This window comes from Bacillota bacterium, assembly GCA_023511485.1.
In the GTDB taxonomy this organism is placed as follows: Bacteria; Actinomycetota; Aquicultoria; order Aquicultorales; family Aquicultoraceae; genus CADDYS01.
Genome location: JAIMBH010000018.1, coordinates 1 through 17,772, shown reverse-complemented (window position 1 = coordinate 17,772; position 17,772 = coordinate 1). Strand labels below are relative to the sequence as shown.

16 protein-coding genes and 1 other RNA gene are annotated in these 17,772 nt (G+C 44.0%); 8 read left to right on the top strand and 9 right to left on the bottom strand.

What is annotated here, in order from left to right:
* Positions 1-34 precede the first annotated feature (34 nt).
* The gene (locus K6T91_07320) at positions 35-922 is read left to right on the top strand and encodes a CAP domain-containing protein (protein MCL6472610.1); all 888 of its coding nucleotides are present in this window, start codon (positions 35-37) and stop codon (positions 920-922) included.
* A 144-nt stretch (positions 923-1,066) separates the two neighbouring features.
* On the opposite strand, the gene K6T91_07315 is transcribed toward K6T91_07320, so the two are convergent.
* Complete coding sequence (locus tag K6T91_07315; protein MCL6472609.1) at positions 1,067-1,396, bottom strand: STAS domain-containing protein; 330 nt, start codon at positions 1,394-1,396, stop codon at positions 1,067-1,069.
* Positions 1,397-1,864: 468 nt separating this feature from the next.
* Here K6T91_07315 and K6T91_07310 point away from each other — a divergent pair, with 468 nt between their 5' ends.
* Positions 1,865-4,564 (top strand): HAD-IC family P-type ATPase, encoded by a 2,700-nt coding sequence (locus K6T91_07310; protein ID MCL6472608.1) that lies wholly within the window; start codon positions 1,865-1,867, stop codon positions 4,562-4,564.
* A 68-nt stretch (positions 4,565-4,632) separates the two neighbouring features.
* On the opposite strand, the gene K6T91_07305 is transcribed toward K6T91_07310, so the two are convergent.
* Entirely contained in the window at positions 4,633-4,890 is a 258-nt protein-coding gene (locus K6T91_07305; protein MCL6472607.1) for a hypothetical protein, read from the bottom strand.
* 320 nt (positions 4,891-5,210) lie between these two features.
* The gene (locus K6T91_07300; protein ID MCL6472606.1) at positions 5,211-5,585 is read right to left on the bottom strand and encodes a hypothetical protein; all 375 of its coding nucleotides are present in this window, start codon (positions 5,583-5,585) and stop codon (positions 5,211-5,213) included.
* A gap of 141 nt (positions 5,586-5,726) precedes the next feature.
* Here K6T91_07300 and K6T91_07295 point away from each other — a divergent pair, with 141 nt between their 5' ends.
* On the top strand, positions 5,727-6,272 hold the full coding sequence (locus tag K6T91_07295) for a hypothetical protein (protein MCL6472605.1): 546 nt from the start codon (positions 5,727-5,729) through the stop codon (positions 6,270-6,272).
* Positions 6,273-6,573: 301 nt separating this feature from the next.
* Positions 6,574-7,044: a tyrosine-type recombinase/integrase gene (locus K6T91_07290; protein MCL6472604.1), complete on the top strand. Its 471-nt coding sequence runs from the start codon at positions 6,574-6,576 to the stop codon at positions 7,042-7,044.
* 118 nt (positions 7,045-7,162) lie between these two features.
* On the opposite strand, the gene rnpB is transcribed toward K6T91_07290, so the two are convergent.
* The 4 genes from rnpB to K6T91_07270 all read right to left on the bottom strand — a co-directional run bounded on the left by rnpB (position 7,163) and on the right by K6T91_07270 (position 12,254).
* Positions 7,163-7,479: RNase P RNA component class B (gene rnpB, locus K6T91_07285), an RNA gene on the bottom strand.
* A gap of 89 nt (positions 7,480-7,568) precedes the next feature.
* Positions 7,569-10,682, bottom strand: a complete 3,114-nt coding sequence (locus tag K6T91_07280; GenBank protein MCL6472603.1) for a hypothetical protein — start codon at positions 10,680-10,682, stop codon at positions 7,569-7,571.
* Positions 10,683-10,964: 282 nt separating this feature from the next.
* A complete protein-coding gene (locus K6T91_07275) occupies positions 10,965-11,150 on the bottom strand; it encodes a hypothetical protein (GenBank protein MCL6472602.1) in 186 nt (61 codons plus the stop codon).
* Positions 11,151-11,318: 168 nt separating this feature from the next.
* A complete protein-coding gene (locus K6T91_07270) occupies positions 11,319-12,254 on the bottom strand; it encodes a hypothetical protein (protein ID MCL6472601.1) in 936 nt (311 codons plus the stop codon).
* A 223-nt stretch (positions 12,255-12,477) separates the two neighbouring features.
* Between K6T91_07270 and K6T91_07265 the strand changes: the two genes are divergently transcribed.
* Positions 12,478-12,735, top strand: a complete 258-nt coding sequence (locus tag K6T91_07265; protein ID MCL6472600.1) for a hypothetical protein — start codon at positions 12,478-12,480, stop codon at positions 12,733-12,735.
* 116 nt (positions 12,736-12,851) lie between these two features.
* On the opposite strand, the gene K6T91_07260 is transcribed toward K6T91_07265, so the two are convergent.
* Positions 12,852-13,208, bottom strand: coding sequence for a YopX family protein (locus K6T91_07260; GenBank protein MCL6472599.1), 357 nt, complete (start codon positions 13,206-13,208; stop codon positions 12,852-12,854).
* Positions 13,209-13,297: 89 nt separating this feature from the next.
* Positions 13,298-14,719 (bottom strand): protein kinase, encoded by a 1,422-nt coding sequence (locus tag K6T91_07255; protein ID MCL6472598.1) that lies wholly within the window; start codon positions 14,717-14,719, stop codon positions 13,298-13,300.
* Between the two features lie 177 nt (positions 14,720-14,896).
* On the opposite strand from K6T91_07255, the gene K6T91_07250 reads away from it, so the two are divergent.
* From K6T91_07250 to K6T91_07240, 3 genes are all read left to right on the top strand, one after another.
* Positions 14,897-15,577, top strand: a complete 681-nt coding sequence (locus tag K6T91_07250; GenBank protein ID MCL6472597.1) for an NPCBM/NEW2 domain-containing protein — start codon at positions 14,897-14,899, stop codon at positions 15,575-15,577.
* A 105-nt stretch (positions 15,578-15,682) separates the two neighbouring features.
* Complete coding sequence (locus tag K6T91_07245) at positions 15,683-15,985, top strand: DUF1540 domain-containing protein (GenBank protein MCL6472596.1); 303 nt, start codon at positions 15,683-15,685, stop codon at positions 15,983-15,985.
* 476 nt (positions 15,986-16,461) lie between these two features.
* The gene (locus tag K6T91_07240) at positions 16,462-17,373 is read left to right on the top strand and encodes an energy-coupling factor ABC transporter permease (GenBank protein MCL6472595.1); all 912 of its coding nucleotides are present in this window, start codon (positions 16,462-16,464) and stop codon (positions 17,371-17,373) included.
* The last annotated feature ends 399 nt before the right edge of the window (positions 17,374-17,772 follow it).

Sequence of the window (17,772 nt, the reverse complement as noted above, 5' to 3'; positions counted from 1 at the left end):
TGGGTCGTACACGGCTATAGAAAGGGGTTTTTTTTTGACATCTGTCGATTTGTTTATCTTTATGGCATCTGTATCCTTAGCAATTATGGCATATCCCCCAATAAGCAACCTTCTATATAGCGCATCTCGCCTACCACAAAGCTATACTAACCTTATGTCCTTTGCCGCGCTATTCGCACTCACATACACGACAGTAACCGCGCTAGCCTCCCGTTACTTATATCAGCGCATTACCAAATTTGTATTGCGCTTTCAGTTAAGAAAAACCGATAGCCTGCTTGGGATGCTGCCAGCACTGGTAGGGGGATTCATATGGTTATCGATAATACTAGGAACACTCGTCTGGTTCCCTGTAAGCACCTATATCAAGGACTCAATCAACAGGTCAATAATTGGAGCCCGCATTGTGAAAGCAGCAACGATTATTGAGCCACAGGTTGAGAGAATCGTAGGTAGAGCAATAGAAGATACGGGATGGCTTAAGGCACCCAGCGAAAGAGAATTTCGCGCAAATATCCCCCGCGATGTAATGGTATCTTTCAATGCCAGCGCAGAACTATATATGCTAAGCCTTATTAATAATGAACGTCGGATGCTACATCTGAAAGCGCTTCAATTTGACCCCAGAATAAGAGATGTAGCCCGTGCGCACAGTCTCGACATGGTTAAGAATAATTACTTCGACCATAATTCACCGACCCAGGGAAGCCCATTTGACAGGCTTCGGAGCGCAGGCATACTTTTTCTATTTGCCGGCGAGAACTTGGCATATGCGCAAAGCATCGATATTGCGCACCAAAACTTAATGCAGAGCGAGGGGCACCGGCAGAATATTCTGCACCCCGCTTTTGGTAAGGTAGGTATAGGCATAGTTGATGCCGGTCCGTACGGATATATGATCACACAGGATTTTACGAACTAAGAATAAGCAATGGTCGATGAAATGTCTTTGAGGTGCAAAATGCCAGTGTTAGAAGAGGAGTTGTCATCCTTTAGCACATAGTTATCGCTAGATGCCATCCTGAGACGTAGCGATAGAGAAATCGAAGATCTAAATAACACCGGCTTACGCTATGTGATCGTGATTTTCGCCTTTAAAAAACAGGGTATCAAATCCAGCCATTTGAAATAACCTTTTTAGCGATGGGCGCGCGTTAATTACAGTGACTTCTCCATCCAGTGTTCTGCTAAGTTTAAGCAGAAGACCGAAGGCCGAGCTATCCGAATAATCAACGTCTGAATAATCAAACGTGATATCTGTTATATCTTCGTTCACTGCCAGTGGGTATATGGCTTGCTTTAGTATGCCAACTGTATGAAAATCTAGTGAGCCTTTTGGTTTTACTAGCAATTTGTGATCATTCAAAACCTCAACCGTAAACGAAAAATCGCTCATAGTAGCCCATCACCATCTTCTGATTCTTTGAGTAAGCAGTCCCTGCCCTAAATTTAAATATTACTGCTTGGTAATTGGATACCCAAAAACATTGCAGATAAAGCAATCTTCTAGAATATTTTTTTACCAATCAATATTAACGGCTCTGCGGTTGAAGGATTTGAAAAACCCTTGCGCAAGATCGGCTAATTTATTAACCGCACTGTTTTATATATCTCATTTACGGAAATAAATTTCAAAGCAGTAATGGCCAGTAAAAGATCAAGGCTTTATCTAAGAATCAAGGTATACGGGTCAATGATATTGTTTCCATCTGCATGTAAATTCGGCATGTTAAGCCGTGATGTTGCCAGCTAAACTCTGCTGCCCCGCCAAAGTATGCATAAATAACGAGGCAGCAAATTAGATGCTTGCAATTTTAAGCTTAAAATACGCTCGTAGAAGCTGGACTGTTGGATTAGTTTGACAATGGAATTCAGAAAAGAAACGTCTTTTAAGCAAAACTGGTATTCACTCTCTGTGGACGAAGTCCTTAGGGAGCTTAAAACCAGTGTTAACGGACTCTCCAATGACGAGGCAAGCTTGCGTCTGGCGAAATACGGTCCAAACAAGCTCGCCGAAGAGAAACGAACACCAATAGCTTTAGTGTTGCTTCATCAGTTTGCAGATCCGCTTATTTATATTCTTTTAATAGGAGCCGCTGTTACAGTGCTGCTTCGCGATTTTATCGATGCTGCAGTAATCTTTGCGGTAGTGCTTCTAAATGCTGTAATCGGCTTTACTCAGGAATACAAAGCTGAAGAATCAATACGGTCATTGAAGAAACTGCTTGCCCTTCATGCTACGGTGATACGGGATGAGTTTGAGAGAGACATCGATGCTGAGATGCTCGTGCCCGGCGACATCGTACTTCTCCAATCAGGCCAGAGAGTACCGGCCGACATTAGGCTAATCCAGGTTAAGGAATTTAAAGTTGAAGAGTCTGCGTTTACGGGCGAGTCAGAACCTGTGTTTAAAACATCGGAGGCTATACCTGGGGTGGATTTGCAGCCGTTTGAGCAGAAAAATATCGCATTTATGGGAAGCACAGTAGCATCCGGGCGTGCAACCGGAGTTGTAGTCGCAACAGGAAGCCAAACACAACTCGGTCAAATATCAGAAGAAGTGCGCTCCGTTGAGCCGGTAAAAACACCCCTTCAAGGAAGGATTGAAGTATTAAGCCGCTACATAATATTTGCTACGGCCGGCTTCAGTGCTGCAGGATTAGCTATTGGTACCGCTCAAGGCGAAAACCTTTTGCAGCTCATCTTAGCCATCATCGCCATGGCTGTAGCAGTTATTCCTGAAGGACTGCCGGTTGCATTAACCATCGCGCTCGCTGTTACAGTAAATCGCATGGCAAAAAAGAACGCGATCATTAGAAATCTGCCGGCAATTGAAACATTGGGAAGCAGCACCGTAATAGGTTCTGACAAAACTGGCACCCTTACAAGAAACCAGATGACAGTGCAAGAATTGTGGGTTGGCGATATTACATACCGTGTTGAAGGATCAGGGTATGACCCTGTCGGGGTCGTGCTGAAAAACGGTCAACCGGTTAAAGCCAAAGATAACGAGTTGCTGTCATGGCTGCTTAGAATAGGACTTTTGGCGAACGAGTCGAACCTGATTAAAGAAGACGATCTGTGGCGTGCGCACGGAGATCCGACCGAAGTTGCGCTTATTGTGTCAGCATATCGTGGAGGATTGGATAAAGAAAGAGAAATGCTTGACTACCCGCAACTTGATTTATTGCCCTTTGAATCCGAGTTTCAATATATGGCTACGCTTAATAAGCATAATGAAGCAACATATCTTCTGGTCAAAGGAGCCCCTGAAAAGCTGCTTGCGCTTTCAAAAGCTGTTGCAGGATCTCGTGGAGACATAGAAATATATAAGGCAGCCGTAATAGAGCAGGCCAACAAATTTGCAGACAAAGGTCTAAGGGTACTGGGTATGGCATATAAAAAGATGCCGCCCGGCAAAATAGAAATAACCCACGATGATGTAGCCGAACTTACCTTTGTGGGCCTACAGGGAATGATGGACCCGCCTCGTCCCGAGGCCATCGAGGCCGTAAGAAACGCAAAGCTCTCCGGCATAAAAGTTATTATGATCACAGGAGATAACCAGCGCACTGCCCTATCCATTGGAAAGATAATGGAGATTGCGCGAGAGAGCGACCGAGCCATGTCTGGGCGCGAGCTAGATAATATAAGCGATGACGAGTTGCGGCAAATAGTCAAAACCGTCCCGGTATTTGCAAGGGTCTCACCACAACACAAGCTTCGAATTGTAAATGCGCTTAAAGAAAACGGTGAAATCGTCGCCGTTACCGGCGATGGTGTAAATGATGCTGCGGCGCTAAAAGCCGCCCACATCGGGGTTGCCATGGGTATCACTGGCACAGACGTCGCTAAGGAAGCAAGCGATATGGTAGTCGTCGATGACAACTTTGCCAGCATCTACAGAGCGATCATCGAAGGAAGAGTCGCATTTGACAACATTAGAAAAGTTACATATTTCTTGCTGACAACCGGCTTAGGAATGCTTGCCGCAATATTTGTTGCCATAGTAACCACTATACCTTTAATACTGCTTCCAGCACAGATTTTGTGGGTAAACCTTGTAACAAACGGCCTGCAAGACGTGGCACTGGCATTTGATCCAAAGGAAGAAGGCATAGAACGACGTCCGCCACGGGATCCAAAAGAAGGTGTGCTAAATCGTACCCTTATAATTCGAATGCTGGTCCTTGGAGCGTTGGTTTCAATGGCAACTCTTGGCGTGTATCTATGGGAACTTGCGGGTGGGTACCCGCTCGAGCATGCAAGGACTATGGCGCTTACAACCGTTGTCTTTACACAGTTCTTCCATGTCTTTAACTCCAGGTCTGAGAGAATCTCTGTTTTCCGGCAGAACCCCTTAAGTAATCGATTCTTATTTGTAAGCATCATTGCCGCTTTTTTAGCGCAGATGGCCTTAATCTATATCCCAGCTATGCAAACCGTATTTCGAAGCACTCCACTCAGTATAAGAGAGTTCTTAATAGCTGTTGGTGTAGCCTCAGTCGTGTTGTTCGGAAGCGAAATCGACAAGTGGCGATTAAGGAGAAGCACGAAGACCTAGGACTAAGGGATCGTTCCTGGAGAACCTGAATAGATCCATTACGCTAGAACTATAAGCGGGTTAACGAATCAACCAATCTTAAGAATATCTTTAATACGGTTGATGTCTTTGCGGTTTTGCTCGACTTCTGCCTCGGTTTCTCCAAGTCTTGTCTCAAGTCTTTTTATATATTCAAACGTAAATACTCGCTCTTGATCGATTCGTCGTACCGTTGTAATGATTTCGTCAAGTCGTGATAGTACCGCATCCTGAGACTGCCTAAACTCAATTCTCAAATCTTCTAAATCATGTTTTGTGGCTATATGTTTTAGAATACCCTCATCCATTGCTGCCCCCATAGCAGTTAAGTAAAAATAGTATACCCGATATTATAATAAATCAGCGACTCAATTATTAAATTAGTGGTCGCATAGCATGTTGTCGACTAATTGTGCTAAAGCACAATAGTGTCTTACCTTGAGAGGGAAAGACAAGAAAATTCAGTCTACTATCTACTCTCTGCAAATTAAAAAATCAGGCTAGCAGCCTGATTTTTTAATTTGCGCGGGGAAACAGTAACCGAATATGTGTTCGGTAGTGTACTATTTTATACCTTGTTACCTGCTTTTATATGTAGCGTTCTAATGGATTTCTAACGAGATAGCGATTAAAATTTCTCACTCAACCGCTTCCAAGCTCTTTTCTCCTTCTCCCTGATTCTCTTAATCGTAGCTTCTACATCTTTAATAAGCTCGTCCAGGCCCTCACACACTTTAGTATATCGCTCCCTGACTTTGGCAGGAATGTAGATTTGCACACCGCCAGCAACGTATCCTTTTTGCCTTGGAGGAGTAACAATGCTTGAATTTATGGAAGCGGATCTGATTATTTCAGGGGCGCAGCTTTGCAATTTAATCAAAACTGCTATAAGCTTTTCGGCTTTTCTTAGCGCAAGCTCATCTACGTCTAGTTTCGACATCTGGTACCTTCTAGCTACTCCTCCTGCTACAACCACACAGCGACGAACCTCAACATTCTTCAACAATTTTGCTCCTAACCTTAGCTTTTAACAACCCCTCTCCCTCTAAGCGATTGATGTACTTATTAAATTAATGGATAATCATAATGTAGTGTTGCAAAAACTACTTAATTATCAGCTAAGTTAGTTAATGGAGAGATAGCCATGCTTAAAATAAAAGAGGTAGAAGTCTTCTCATGGAATACGCTTGTTGTGGGGTTTATGATTTGGATAAAAACGGCTCCTATTAATATTGTTCTTTCAATCATTCCCCTTGGTTTCATTCTTACCTTCAACATAATGGGCTACATCACCAATACTTATTATAAGCAACCGGTTAAGTTCTTTAGCATGGAGTGCTTTCGCGTCGGTATAAAGGTGTACTTTAGGTATCTTATCTTTTTTCTCTTGGCACTAGTTATAGCAATAGCTATGTCCTACATAACGGTTGCTCTCGGATTGCCGGATATGATATGGGCGGGCTTGTTTATACTGGTCTTACTCTTATCTATATTCTTAGGGCATGGCTGGGCTGTAAAAAGGGTCGGACTTCTCATGCAAGAGGCCGGCAACTTCATTGAAGACACAAAACCTACGGCCACTGAGGCTTTTAAGGTCTGCCCTAACTGTGAAGCAGAGTTCCCATCCAATGTTAGCCACTGCTCAGGATGCGGTGAGACGTTGGTAGATGCGAAAAGTTACTATAGTTAGCATTCAGACATAACGCTTTGCTTCTTTTTTAGGTGTAGTGTTTTGTCTTGTTTGCTTGGCCAGAAGCCCTAAACATTAACACTCTTCGCGGTCTTTTTGCTTTCGATCGCTGTTTCGCGCGTAATCAGATCAGAAAACTTCTCTTAAATGCTAACATTTACTAACATTTTTGCTCCGGATACTAACCTTTACCAAAATCTAAATCACTTTAAATGCTAGGATTTGCTAGTATTTTATTATTATGGCTGCGTGCTATACCGGTATGCGGCAAGCTGAGCAGCTTTATCTAACGTAGGATGATATCGACTTTGCAAATGACTACACCCATGTACGGCCTAACAAGCTCCGTAAGCTCAAATCGGCATCAAGCAAAAGAAAGATACCGATGATTCCCGCGCTTAAAGAGGCACTTGAGCAGCACAGATTAAGGCAATCCTTTGAGATAGAGAAGAACCCAGAGAACCTGGTATTTTGCAACAATAAGGGCAAGCCAATGAGCCCCTGGAATATCGAGGTCCGGGTGTTCCGTCCTGCTTTGGCTCTGGCCGGCCTCAGACACGTTCGCTGGCACGATCTAATACACTCCTATGCTACGGCATTGTTATTAAGCCGAAAACCTTTACGATATGCTTCAAGGCTTTTGGGTCATGCCGATGCATCGATTACGTTAAGAGTATACAGCCACGTTCTACCCGAGACTGAGGTAGACGCCCACGAGAGACACCAAGCCATTTTTAAAGCCCCTAAAGCACCTTCCCTACAGCATATTTAGAACTCTTGTTAGCTATTTGTTAGACAAATGAGAAAAGCACCAGAATTTTGCTTCTGGTGCTTTTTGTTGTTCCTGCTTACAGCGTTGCTCGTTTGAAAAGACATAAAAGTAGTGGGGAAACCGTAACTCCCATTCTGTTTTATCCCGTCATCTATCTACCGACTCTAATAATCGGTGCCGCTTAAAGCGGCTGCCTCTACCCGGGACAGCGCGGCGTTACGCGCCCCCTATTTGAGTTGCACCCGGCCGGAAGTTTACCTCGTTTCACCCGCGCAAGATAATTCTTGCGCAGCTCGTCTCTGTGGCACTAGTCGTCAGCTCCAAAAAGAAGCTGCCCTCCCTTGCGGGAGGCGGCCTGCTTCGCCTGGTGCTTAGGCACCAAACGGGGTGTGGGATGTTTCCTCTAGCCTTAAGGGCCAGCGACGGGTCGTTTCCCCACCTATAAACGCTCTATATCGTCTAAGATATTTTACCATAGAAATATTTTTTCGGCATTACTAGGCTCTCAAACTGCAGTTTTATCCCTATACCATCTGCGACATCTCGCGCTCTATTTTGCGCATATACTCCTCGATGACGACCCTTGTCGGGCCGGGTTTTGCCGAGCTAAGAGCCAGTTTTAAGTGTGGCTCGGCTTCTTTGTCCCTCCCACATTCCACATAAGCTATGCCTAAAGCATAGTCGACATTGGCATGCCTTGGATGCTTATCTGATGCTGCTTTAAAGTAGGAGAGCGCATCGTCCCTGCAATCCCGTATTAATTTTCTAGCCACCTGAAGATGGGGGTACTCTAGAGCCATGCGAAGAGCCTGCTCTATGAGTCCAGCATCCCTGTAGGCGGCTATCGCAGCCTGAACCGGCTCTTCGGGATGATATCTCTTAGACAGGTACCAGCTAAGCAACTCATCTGCCGAGACATTAGCAAGGTTTTTACTAAACAGCCTATTGTAGCTAACAATATTGGGTTGGATGCCATCCCTTTGCATGGCTTCAAGTAAAGATTTTGCTGTCTCGTAATTAGGGGCTTTCAATATCAAAGCATTGTAACTATTAATATCAGGACGAATACCATCCTGCACCATTATCTCAAGGATTGATTTTATCGTCTCAAAGTCGGGCGCTTTAAGTATAAGCGCATTGTAAGTAACAATATTTGGCTTCAAACCCTTCTTGCGCATCGCATTCAGTAAAGACTTGGCAGTTTTAAAGTCAGGTGCTTTAGAGATAAGGACGCTATATGTGACAACAGTAGGTTTAATATTTTCGCTAAGCATAACATCCAGCCACACTTTAGCCGAATCGTAATCAGGTGCTTTAGAGATGAGGGTATTATATGCAACTGCGTTGGGTCTTACGCCTTTCTTGCGCATAGTCTCCAACCACGACTCGGCTATGTTATAGTAAGGTGCTCTTGACATAAGGGCGCTATAAGTCGCGATGTTTGGCTTGACTCCCTCTTCTCTGATTACCTCTAGGTAAGAAAGTATACTCTCAAGATGCTCCCTTATTAGCCTCTGAGAGGCTTGCATATTTGGATACTCAAGTGCGATACAAAGAGCCCGATCGGTCAGGCCGCTTCTTTTATATGTCTCCATAGCGGTCTGCATGGGCTCATCAGATTGGTGCCCTTGAGATACATACCACTTTAAAATCTTATCAACCGGCTTGCTGGAGAGGTCTTTACTAAATAAAGCCTTATAGTTATCAGTGTTCGGTTGGATACCCTCCGCCCTCATTAGCTCAAGCCAAGCTCTGGCAGTGTCAAAGTCGGGAGACTTTTCTATAAGCGCATTGTAAGTAACGATATTTGGCCTGATACCCTTCTTGCGCATAGCTTCAAACCACGCCCTTGCCGTGTCGTAATAGGGGGCTTTTGATATCAGGGCATTATAACTTGCAACACTAGCTTCAATGCCTTCCTCCTGCATGGTCTCTAGATAAGATAGCACATCGGCCATTATCTCTCTGATCATCTTGCGGGAAGTTTGAAGCCCAGGGTACTCGACAGCCAGACGCAGGGCCTCGTCAATGCGGCCGATCTTGCGGTATGAAGCCATGGCAGCCTGAATAGGTTCATCAGAGCCAACACCTTGGGCCCTATACCAGAGGAGTATCTCCTCAGCAGATCTGCCAACAAGATTTTTACTAAACAGCCTTGCATAGCTATCGGTATTAGGCTGAATACCCTCATTCTGCATCTCTTCCAGTACAGACTTTGCTTCTTCAAAACTGTGTGCTTTCGTTATAAGAGCATTATATGTAACTATATTTGGCTGGATGCCTTCTTTCTTCATATCATCTAAGACTGACCTGGCCACTGCATATTCTATAGTCTTAGATAAAAGCTTATTATACATAGCCAGATTTGGCTGGATACCATCCCTTAACATCTCTTCAAACCAGTACTTTGCAGCAGAGTAAACGTGCGTTTTAGAGATCATCGCACTATAGGTTGACCTATTTAGCTGTATACCTTCCCTTAACATATGGCCCAGCCATAAATCTGCTGTCTCGTAATCAGGGGATTTTGCAATAAGCGCGTTATATATTGAAGCAGTAGGCTTGACTCCATCTTTTTGCATCATATCCATCCAGCGCTTTGCTGTTATATAATCAGGCGACTTGGAGATTATGTTGCAGTAGATAAGGGCATCTGGCTTTATGCTATTTCGTTTCATAAGCTCAAGCAGCGATATTGCCATACTGTAATCAGTCGCCTTAGCGGAGATAATCTTGAAAGTTGCATCAGTAGGTCTAATGCTCTCTTTTTGCATTGTATCGAGCCAGCCCACAGCCACATTATAATCTGAGGCTTTAGAGATTAAATTGTTATAAGTGACAACATCGGGAGATAACCCGGCGGCCCTAATGTTCGTAAGCACTTTAAGAACAATTGAGTAGTCGGAGATATTTGCGATGAGCCGATTCCAACTATCAATATTGGCATACTTAGCCTCGTCCTGCCGGCTAATCGCATTTAATAGTCTCTCCTCTACCTTTTGAACAACAGCAGATGCTTTCTCGCTTTCACCGATAACATTCAAAGTATAGATAAAGCGATCGGGATATAAGGACTCTGCGGCCAAATCGGTTTTGACATGACCTAACTTGTATCGACCTGATGGCTGCCCATTCAATCCGATGGCTTCAGTGCTGAATACTGCCATCGCCTCACGATTTACTTCTTCATCTATAATTATCTCGCCCAAGTTGCCAAACAAAGCCAGGCGCTTGGCCTTCCTTGCGCTATCGCCTATCCAATCTCTTTGTCTATCGGCAAACTCAACCAGCCTATCCCTACCAGATGCGATGCCCAGATTAAGCTGTGGCACATGATCTTTGGTGATTCCTATGCTCTTGCTGATCTCGTCTTTAAAACTGCTCGCTATAATGGTTGCAAGACAGCACAGGCTAGAAACCTTGCCGGTCTGGTTTGTAAGAAGCAGCCACCCATCGGATATCGATTTTAGAAAAACATCGGTCAGTTCAAGTTTTTCAAGGTGGGAGTTGATTAGTTCTGCCAGGAGTACGTTAAAACGATCACGTCGCGAGAATGGTAATTGGGAATCGTCTTTGCCAAATCCGGTCATAGATACAGAAAGACAGTAGCTGGGGTGTGCTTGATTGCGAGATTCCATCTTTGCTTCCTTTCTTTCTACAACGACTGCACTTAAATGCACTTAATTTATTGTAATAAATTTGGGCTTAGACTTAGACTTAGACCCAATATTACCACAACCTTACTAACTACCCAAGGCATAATTAAGGGAAGAAAACAGTAGTAGGTTTAGCCTCCCGGAGCAAGACGATGCCGTATAAACAGTCGGGCAGTTTGTTACAGGTGCTATTTTTCTTGAGGCAGTTGGTTTTTTGCAAAAAAAGAAGGGGGTTAAACCCCCTTCTTGGCCATCTGCATCAGGTTAGAACACGCCTAGCAAGTGCAAGACTACTAAGATGATAAATATAACAGCTAATATATAAAGCAAGCTAGCAATAGCAGGAGCTAGAGTAAATACGCCTAACAGCTGCAACAGAGCTAAGACGACCACGATGACCAATATCACGTAAAGAATATTCCAAAGCGTGCTGGTCGTTCTCATTGCCATCGTCTTCACCTCCTACACATTTTATTTACCCGCATTTTTGGTGTTCAGCAGGGAAGAACGAAATTTCTTCCCGCTTATCATCAAAAAATGGCGAGTAAATAGCTAAGGCCCCAGCTAGGGCAAAGCCGGGGCCTTTAAATTGACTTATAAAGCAATACTTTATAAGTCCTACGGTACTCGCCATTTTATGATTTGTAAACCATCTTTTAAAATCTCTAGCTCATAAATCACACCGCTTTCATGAATGATAAAAGATGTATGCGAATTGCCACCAGGTATATCGATTTTGTGGATATCTCCCTTTTTAGAGATATATTTAACGACTGCGTACCGGGGTTCTTTTGCGTTGCCTTCGCCGTTGTTTACGATTCCGGCTATGACATAGACGTTACCGTCTTTGTCAACCCCCCACTTGTCATCAAGCGATGATGCCTCCTGCCTCTTAAGAAATACTTGGGATTTGCTGCTGCCATCCTTATTTAATATATCAAGGGTGATTCCCTTCTCTGTCTTAGATAATTTAACGGATGTCTGCGATGTGCCAAGCGGAATATTTGAACTTAAATCACATAAATTTTTTGGCACTATAGAGCTGGCTTGCCCTTTCTTTATTAATTTACCGTCTTGGTATACCACCGCCTCGCCCCTATCATCCGTTATATAAATGCTGTCGCCATCGACCTTTATAGAATCGCCACTTTGCACCGGAAACGCGCTTAAGAAATTGCCTGACTTATCAAAAATCTGCACCCTCTTATTAAACTCATCAAGTATGTAGATTTTGCCTTCACTATCAACATCAAAGGAGTATGGATATTGTGGCTCACTTACCTTGTCGCGCCCAGGAAGCAAGACGCCAAACTCTCCATCCTCCTTACCCCAAGCTCCCTTTACGATAACCCCATCTGGCTTGGCTAATCTAAGGCTAGGTATAAGCGGCACTTCTTTATACGTCGATTGCAAGTTTATAGCCTTCTCCGTCTTCTGCTTACTAGATTCCGCAGGCTTTACCGCCTGCTTTGCATCATGTCTTGCACATGAGCTAAGGACGATGCCAGCCAGAACAAGAATCGGCAACAGAATAAGTAAAATCTTTTTGCGCATAAAGTCCTCCTGCAAATCTTGACAACAAATTTACCGTGCGCTGTATTAAAACAAGAACTAAAAATTATAGCTTTAGCAGACAAAGATAAAAAGCATCCTAACATATCGTTGGCTTCATATTTTAACCAAAACATTAAATTGCGGCAAAATCAATGGCTAATTTTAACCGCTTACACTCCTGGGTAAAAGAGAATTATAAGTTCTAAAGTAAAGGAGCGGAGAAGTGCTAATCAAATCGCAGGATAAAAAAACCATACTGAGTATTGCAGACATTGCAGGATTTGAAATCAGTAGAGACACGGTATATCCATCAGGTGAAACCAGACCCACAGCCGGTTTTACCATCCGGGCAATTATGTCACGCTATGCTGATCGCATAGCGTTGGCGGAATATGCATCAGAAGATGAAGCCCTTGATGCCTTAAACTCTATAGGGCAGTGGTTCGAGCAAGGCGGAAAGGGTACTTTTGAAGTAAAGTAAGGCAAACATTTTTAAGCCAATACACTGGTAGAGCTTCTTAAAAGCGTTTTGTACCCAGAAGGAGCCGCCTGAGAGGACAACTATAAAAAGCAAAGACAAACCGTACTTTCAACTTATCAAGATATCATCTCGGGATTATCGTGAATATTGCCTACTTTTTCCAGGTCGAAGAGCTGATGAAGTGGAAGAAACTCTATGCCTTTCTTAATAACCAGAACCCAACATGCATGGGCATCTGAATACTCGACATAGCCTTTAATTCTGCTATCAAACGTCGGCGTTTCACGGGTAGCTTTAAGTATATCGCCTTCCCATATCTCTATCCCTTTTTGATCTTTAAGGCCTGTATACTGGCCCAGGGTTTCTTCCTGGAAGTCGTAATCTAGGCGATCGAAAAATATACCGATCCCAATGTCGTTAGAAAAATGCCAATTGCTAAAACCGTCAAGTACCCTAAACTTAATCTCGCGCATAAGTAATCCCCCTGAGACTATTCTACCAATTATATCAAGGCAGCGGTATATGATATCCAATTAGATTCTACGAAAAGTGCTATGTAGTTTTAGTTGTGCTGTCTTGCATGCGATAGATACTGGCTACCCAATTCGGCATCCTTGCAATTCGGATCCAGGGCAAGAGCCTTATTAAAATCTATGGCGGCATCATTGAATCTTCCTTGGTTTAACCTAACCCATCCAAGCTTAGCGTATGCATCAGCGTCGCCGGGGTCAAGCTCGATAGCCTTTAGCAACATGTCAGGTGCCCTGTCATATTGGCCTATATTAAGCCAAAAAACACCGATGGATTCGTATAGCTCAGACTCTGCTTCCCTTATCCCAGATTCTACCGTGCTGATTCCTTCGTTCACCTTAGACCCTACTGTGCTCATTACCACCGATGCAATCCTGCCCAGAGTTTGAAGTACCATAGTAAGAATAAACATGCCTACAAGAAGACCCAGCATAAAACGCATCACCCGCGATAATTGGTGAGACAGATTGTCGCTCACCCTAGGCTTCTTAAGTGCTGGAAACAGTTTAGGCGTTTTCTTTGCAGTTGTTTGCTCTTTTTGGATAGCCGACCTAAGAACTCTGGTTGGTGGTGAATTAACTTTAATAGTTGCCGCTGATTCTTTGGCCGTTTGGGCCTTCCAGATGTTTAGAAGCATCCGAACGTCTTTCGGGCGCTTGCTCTGATCAATTTGCAGTGATGCAGCCAGCAAGCTTTTCCAGGGCTCTTCCAAACCTTCCGGCTTCCATTTATCTTCTTGCATGCGGGTAGACGCACCCGGCGGAAGCTCGCCCGTTAACATCTCATACAGCATCATGCCTAGTTCGAATATATCGCTCTCAGGCCCAACGTTACCACCGGCTATAACCTCTGGAGCGGCATACTCGGGGGAAAACATCCTCGTCGTACTGCTTCTTAGCCGGTACCTCGCCGAGCCAAAATCTATTAGTATAACCCGCCCGTCGCGAGAAATAAGAACATTTGAGGGTTTAAGATCGAGATGAAAGATACCCACTTCATGGACTGCTTCAAGCGCATCTGCCAGCTTTTCAAAAACCACCCGAACCCTCTTTTCATCCAGGGAACCACCATGCTCTTGCATCTCATCCTTTAGCGTTATACCATCTATAAATTCCATCACTAGATAAGCAGTCCCGTTCTCAGAAAAGTAATCAAACACCTTGACTATATTAGGATGGTTCAGCCTTGCCAATATTCTCCCTTCGGTAAGGAAACGCTCGATACCTCTTTCGTAGGATCGTTTATCATGATCGGCCAAAAGGACCTTCCCGGATACTCTATCCCTTTTTAAATAATCCTGCGGATAAAACTCTTTGATGGCAACGGGCATCTTAAGGTGAACGTGAACTGCCCGGTAGGTAACACCAAAGCCGCCGTGACCATGTACGCTTTCTATTCTGTAGCGACCGTTATGGAGCATGGTATTGGCAGGAAGCACTTCTTGAAAAAGCAATAAAAAACACACTCCCGTTTCTAATAAAAACTAGGCTTATTTTTTATACCCGGTTAAAAGGTTGCTTAATTAATTTAATAGTGTAAAGGTTCGCACGTACCTCGCATAATCCACGTTGATAAGGGTATCTAATTACTAAATTTGTGAAGCAGCTGCTGGTATAAAAAGATCGCCCTTATGAAGCAAAAATGGCCAAGATCGGCAAAATTAACAATTGGAGCCCTAGCCTTATTTGTAGTAGCCTGCACGCTTATTATGTCATCGGTTATACTTAAGCGGCCTGTTCTAGAAGTCACAGATGACCGATCTACCACTACATCATTGGCCAGCAGTACATCCGCAACTACCCCGACGACTCAGGCCACAACAACTACTGAAACTGAAAAAAGCACGTTAAACAAAAAAGATTACGACGACTGGCTTGCAGAACATGAAGGGTCAACAGATACAGAGTTATCTAATAAATGGGTTAAGTTAAAAGCATATGAAGGGGGTCAAAAACTATCCATAAACAATCCAGTTAAAATCGGTGGCCAGGAGTATGACGAGGGAATCTGCCTAGAATATACACATGAAGCCGCGATGTATAACCTGGAAGGAAAATATGAAACAGTAACCTTATCAGCCGGTATCCCAGATGGCAATAAAGGATATACTAGAAAGCTTCTTGTCTACGGCGATGGCGAGCAGCTGGCCATACTTGAAATTTCAAAAAGCGATCTACTTAAGACCTTTAGTATTGATACGGCAGGTATAAATCAGTTAAGTATCTACAACAGATTTGTTCCAGACCCAAGAGGCGGGTATGTGACATTCTACGAGCCTGTCTTAATCACTGACGAGCAGGGCTGGAAGTAGCAACACGTTGTTAATCCCAGATTAACTTAATAAAGTTTGCATGGCATCGGAAAATCCGGGTAAACACTTCCAAAGAACCGTAATTTTTAAGGAGGTGAGTTTCAGATGGCGCAAACACAGCAAGGACAGCAGGGACGCGTCTTAACATGTGTCGTGACCGAATGTAACTATAATAAAGGTGAGGTGTGCTATGCGCCAAGCATAAACGTTGGGTCGCTGCATCCTACCTGTGACACCTTTACCATGCAAAATGTCCAGATGGCCCCACAGGGACTGCCAGATATAGCAGTATGCGACATCGTGGACTGTCAGTTTAACCAAAGTAATGATTGCATGGCTGCGGGAATTACTGTAGCGCACCATAGCGGCCATGCAGATTGCCTCACGTTCCGACCGGGACCTAAGTAAAACTTATGCGCAAGGCGTTCTGAAAGAGGTGGGCGTAATGCTCACCTCTTTAGCCTGCTTCTAAAAAGTAGTCCTTAACCAACATGTGGTTAACCTAGTATCGTATATTTGCTAGAATTATGTTTGTTAGATTACATCCTGCTGCCTCATTTAAAAATTTGCTTGAACTAATCTCTGATTGTCTTGTATAAAACCCATTCGAAATTATTCGTTTGACGCCAAGGGCTAGATTTGTTACAATCCCAGCTAATTGAAGACTTATCGAATGTATAAGATAAGGCCACGAAGGTCACGTGGAGCGAACTCCACGCAATGTTCGTGGTTTTCTTTTTTGGAGGTGAAGTAAAGATGCGCTAGATGCCAGTAATTTATCAGCTTTTATTTAATGGCAATTGGATTAGCTACCAATCGTTAATTCTAGCTGGACACCGAAGTGTCTAAGAACTCAAAAACTCGAATGGAAAGAGGAGTAAATTATGCATATCCCGGACGGTTTCTTAGACACTAAGACATGGGTCACCACCGCTGCAGCTTCAAGCGTGGCGATAACCTATGCAATAAAAAAAGTAAACGAAGAATTAGAGGAAAAAGACCCGCCCTTAATGGGTGTTTTAGCTGCTTTTATCTTTGCGGCCCAGATGCTCAACTTCCCGGTGGCAGGCGGGACATCTGGTCACTTTGTCGGAGGGGCACTTGCAGCAATCCTTCTCGGCCCCTGGAAAGCAATACTGGTTATGTTTTCAGTCGTAAGCATACAGGCACTTTTGTTCGGCGATGGCGGTATAACCGCGCTTGGCGCAAATATTTTAAATATGGCAATCATATCACCGCTAGCCGCTTTTGGTACCTATAGATTGTTTAAGCATCACAGCCTGACAGTAGGGGCTTTTACAGCCGGCCTTGTTTCAACAGTTGTAGCAGCGCTTTCTTGCTCGGTTGAGCTAGCAATCTCAGGGACCGCACCATTTTCCATTGTCATACCCCTAATGACAGGATGGCACCTGCTTATAGGCACCGGTGAGGGACTTATTACTATGACCACGTTAAGTTATCTTGCCAGGATAAGACCAGACCTTATTAAAAACCATGCTGGTCTTGATTGGCAAAGCATTCTGGTCTTTAGTGGAGTAGCAGCATTTCTTGCCTTGATTCTTTCACCCTTTGCATCTTCTTTCCCAGATGGCTTGGAGAAAGTTGCTCAAACTCTCGGATTTATTAAACATGAAACTAGCTTATTTAAAGCCCTTATTCCTGATTATTCTATGCCTGGATTTGGGGATAGCAAGCTAGCAACCGGACTTGCCGGCCTTGTTGGCGTTTTGATGACAATCTTTATCGGTTACGGCACAGCCAAAATCGTAAGACGCCGCTCGCAAAAAGATAGTTGATAAATAATTGATATTGGCAGATAGCTGATATTTTTCCCGACTTCCGCACGACATAGATAGCAGTAAAACCATACCTCGATCTAGCTGGGATAAAAGAAAATAGGGATGCCGAAATGGGTGTCCCGTTGCTAATAAAGCATGCATCTTTCGCTGTCATCCCGACCGGAGGGCGATAGCCATGCTCTGTCATCCCGACCGGAGGGCGATAGCCCGCAGTGGAGGGATCTCAATTATATTTCTAACTTTCTAAGCCCATTCGATGGAACCTGCCCTGAGTAAAGCTGAAGGGGCAATCTCTAGAGCCACCCTTCACTTAAATCCTTCCAGCTGGGATTAAATGATTCTATAAGATTTACTTTCTTTGCCCTTGACCATCGTTTGATCTGCTTCTCTCTTTCA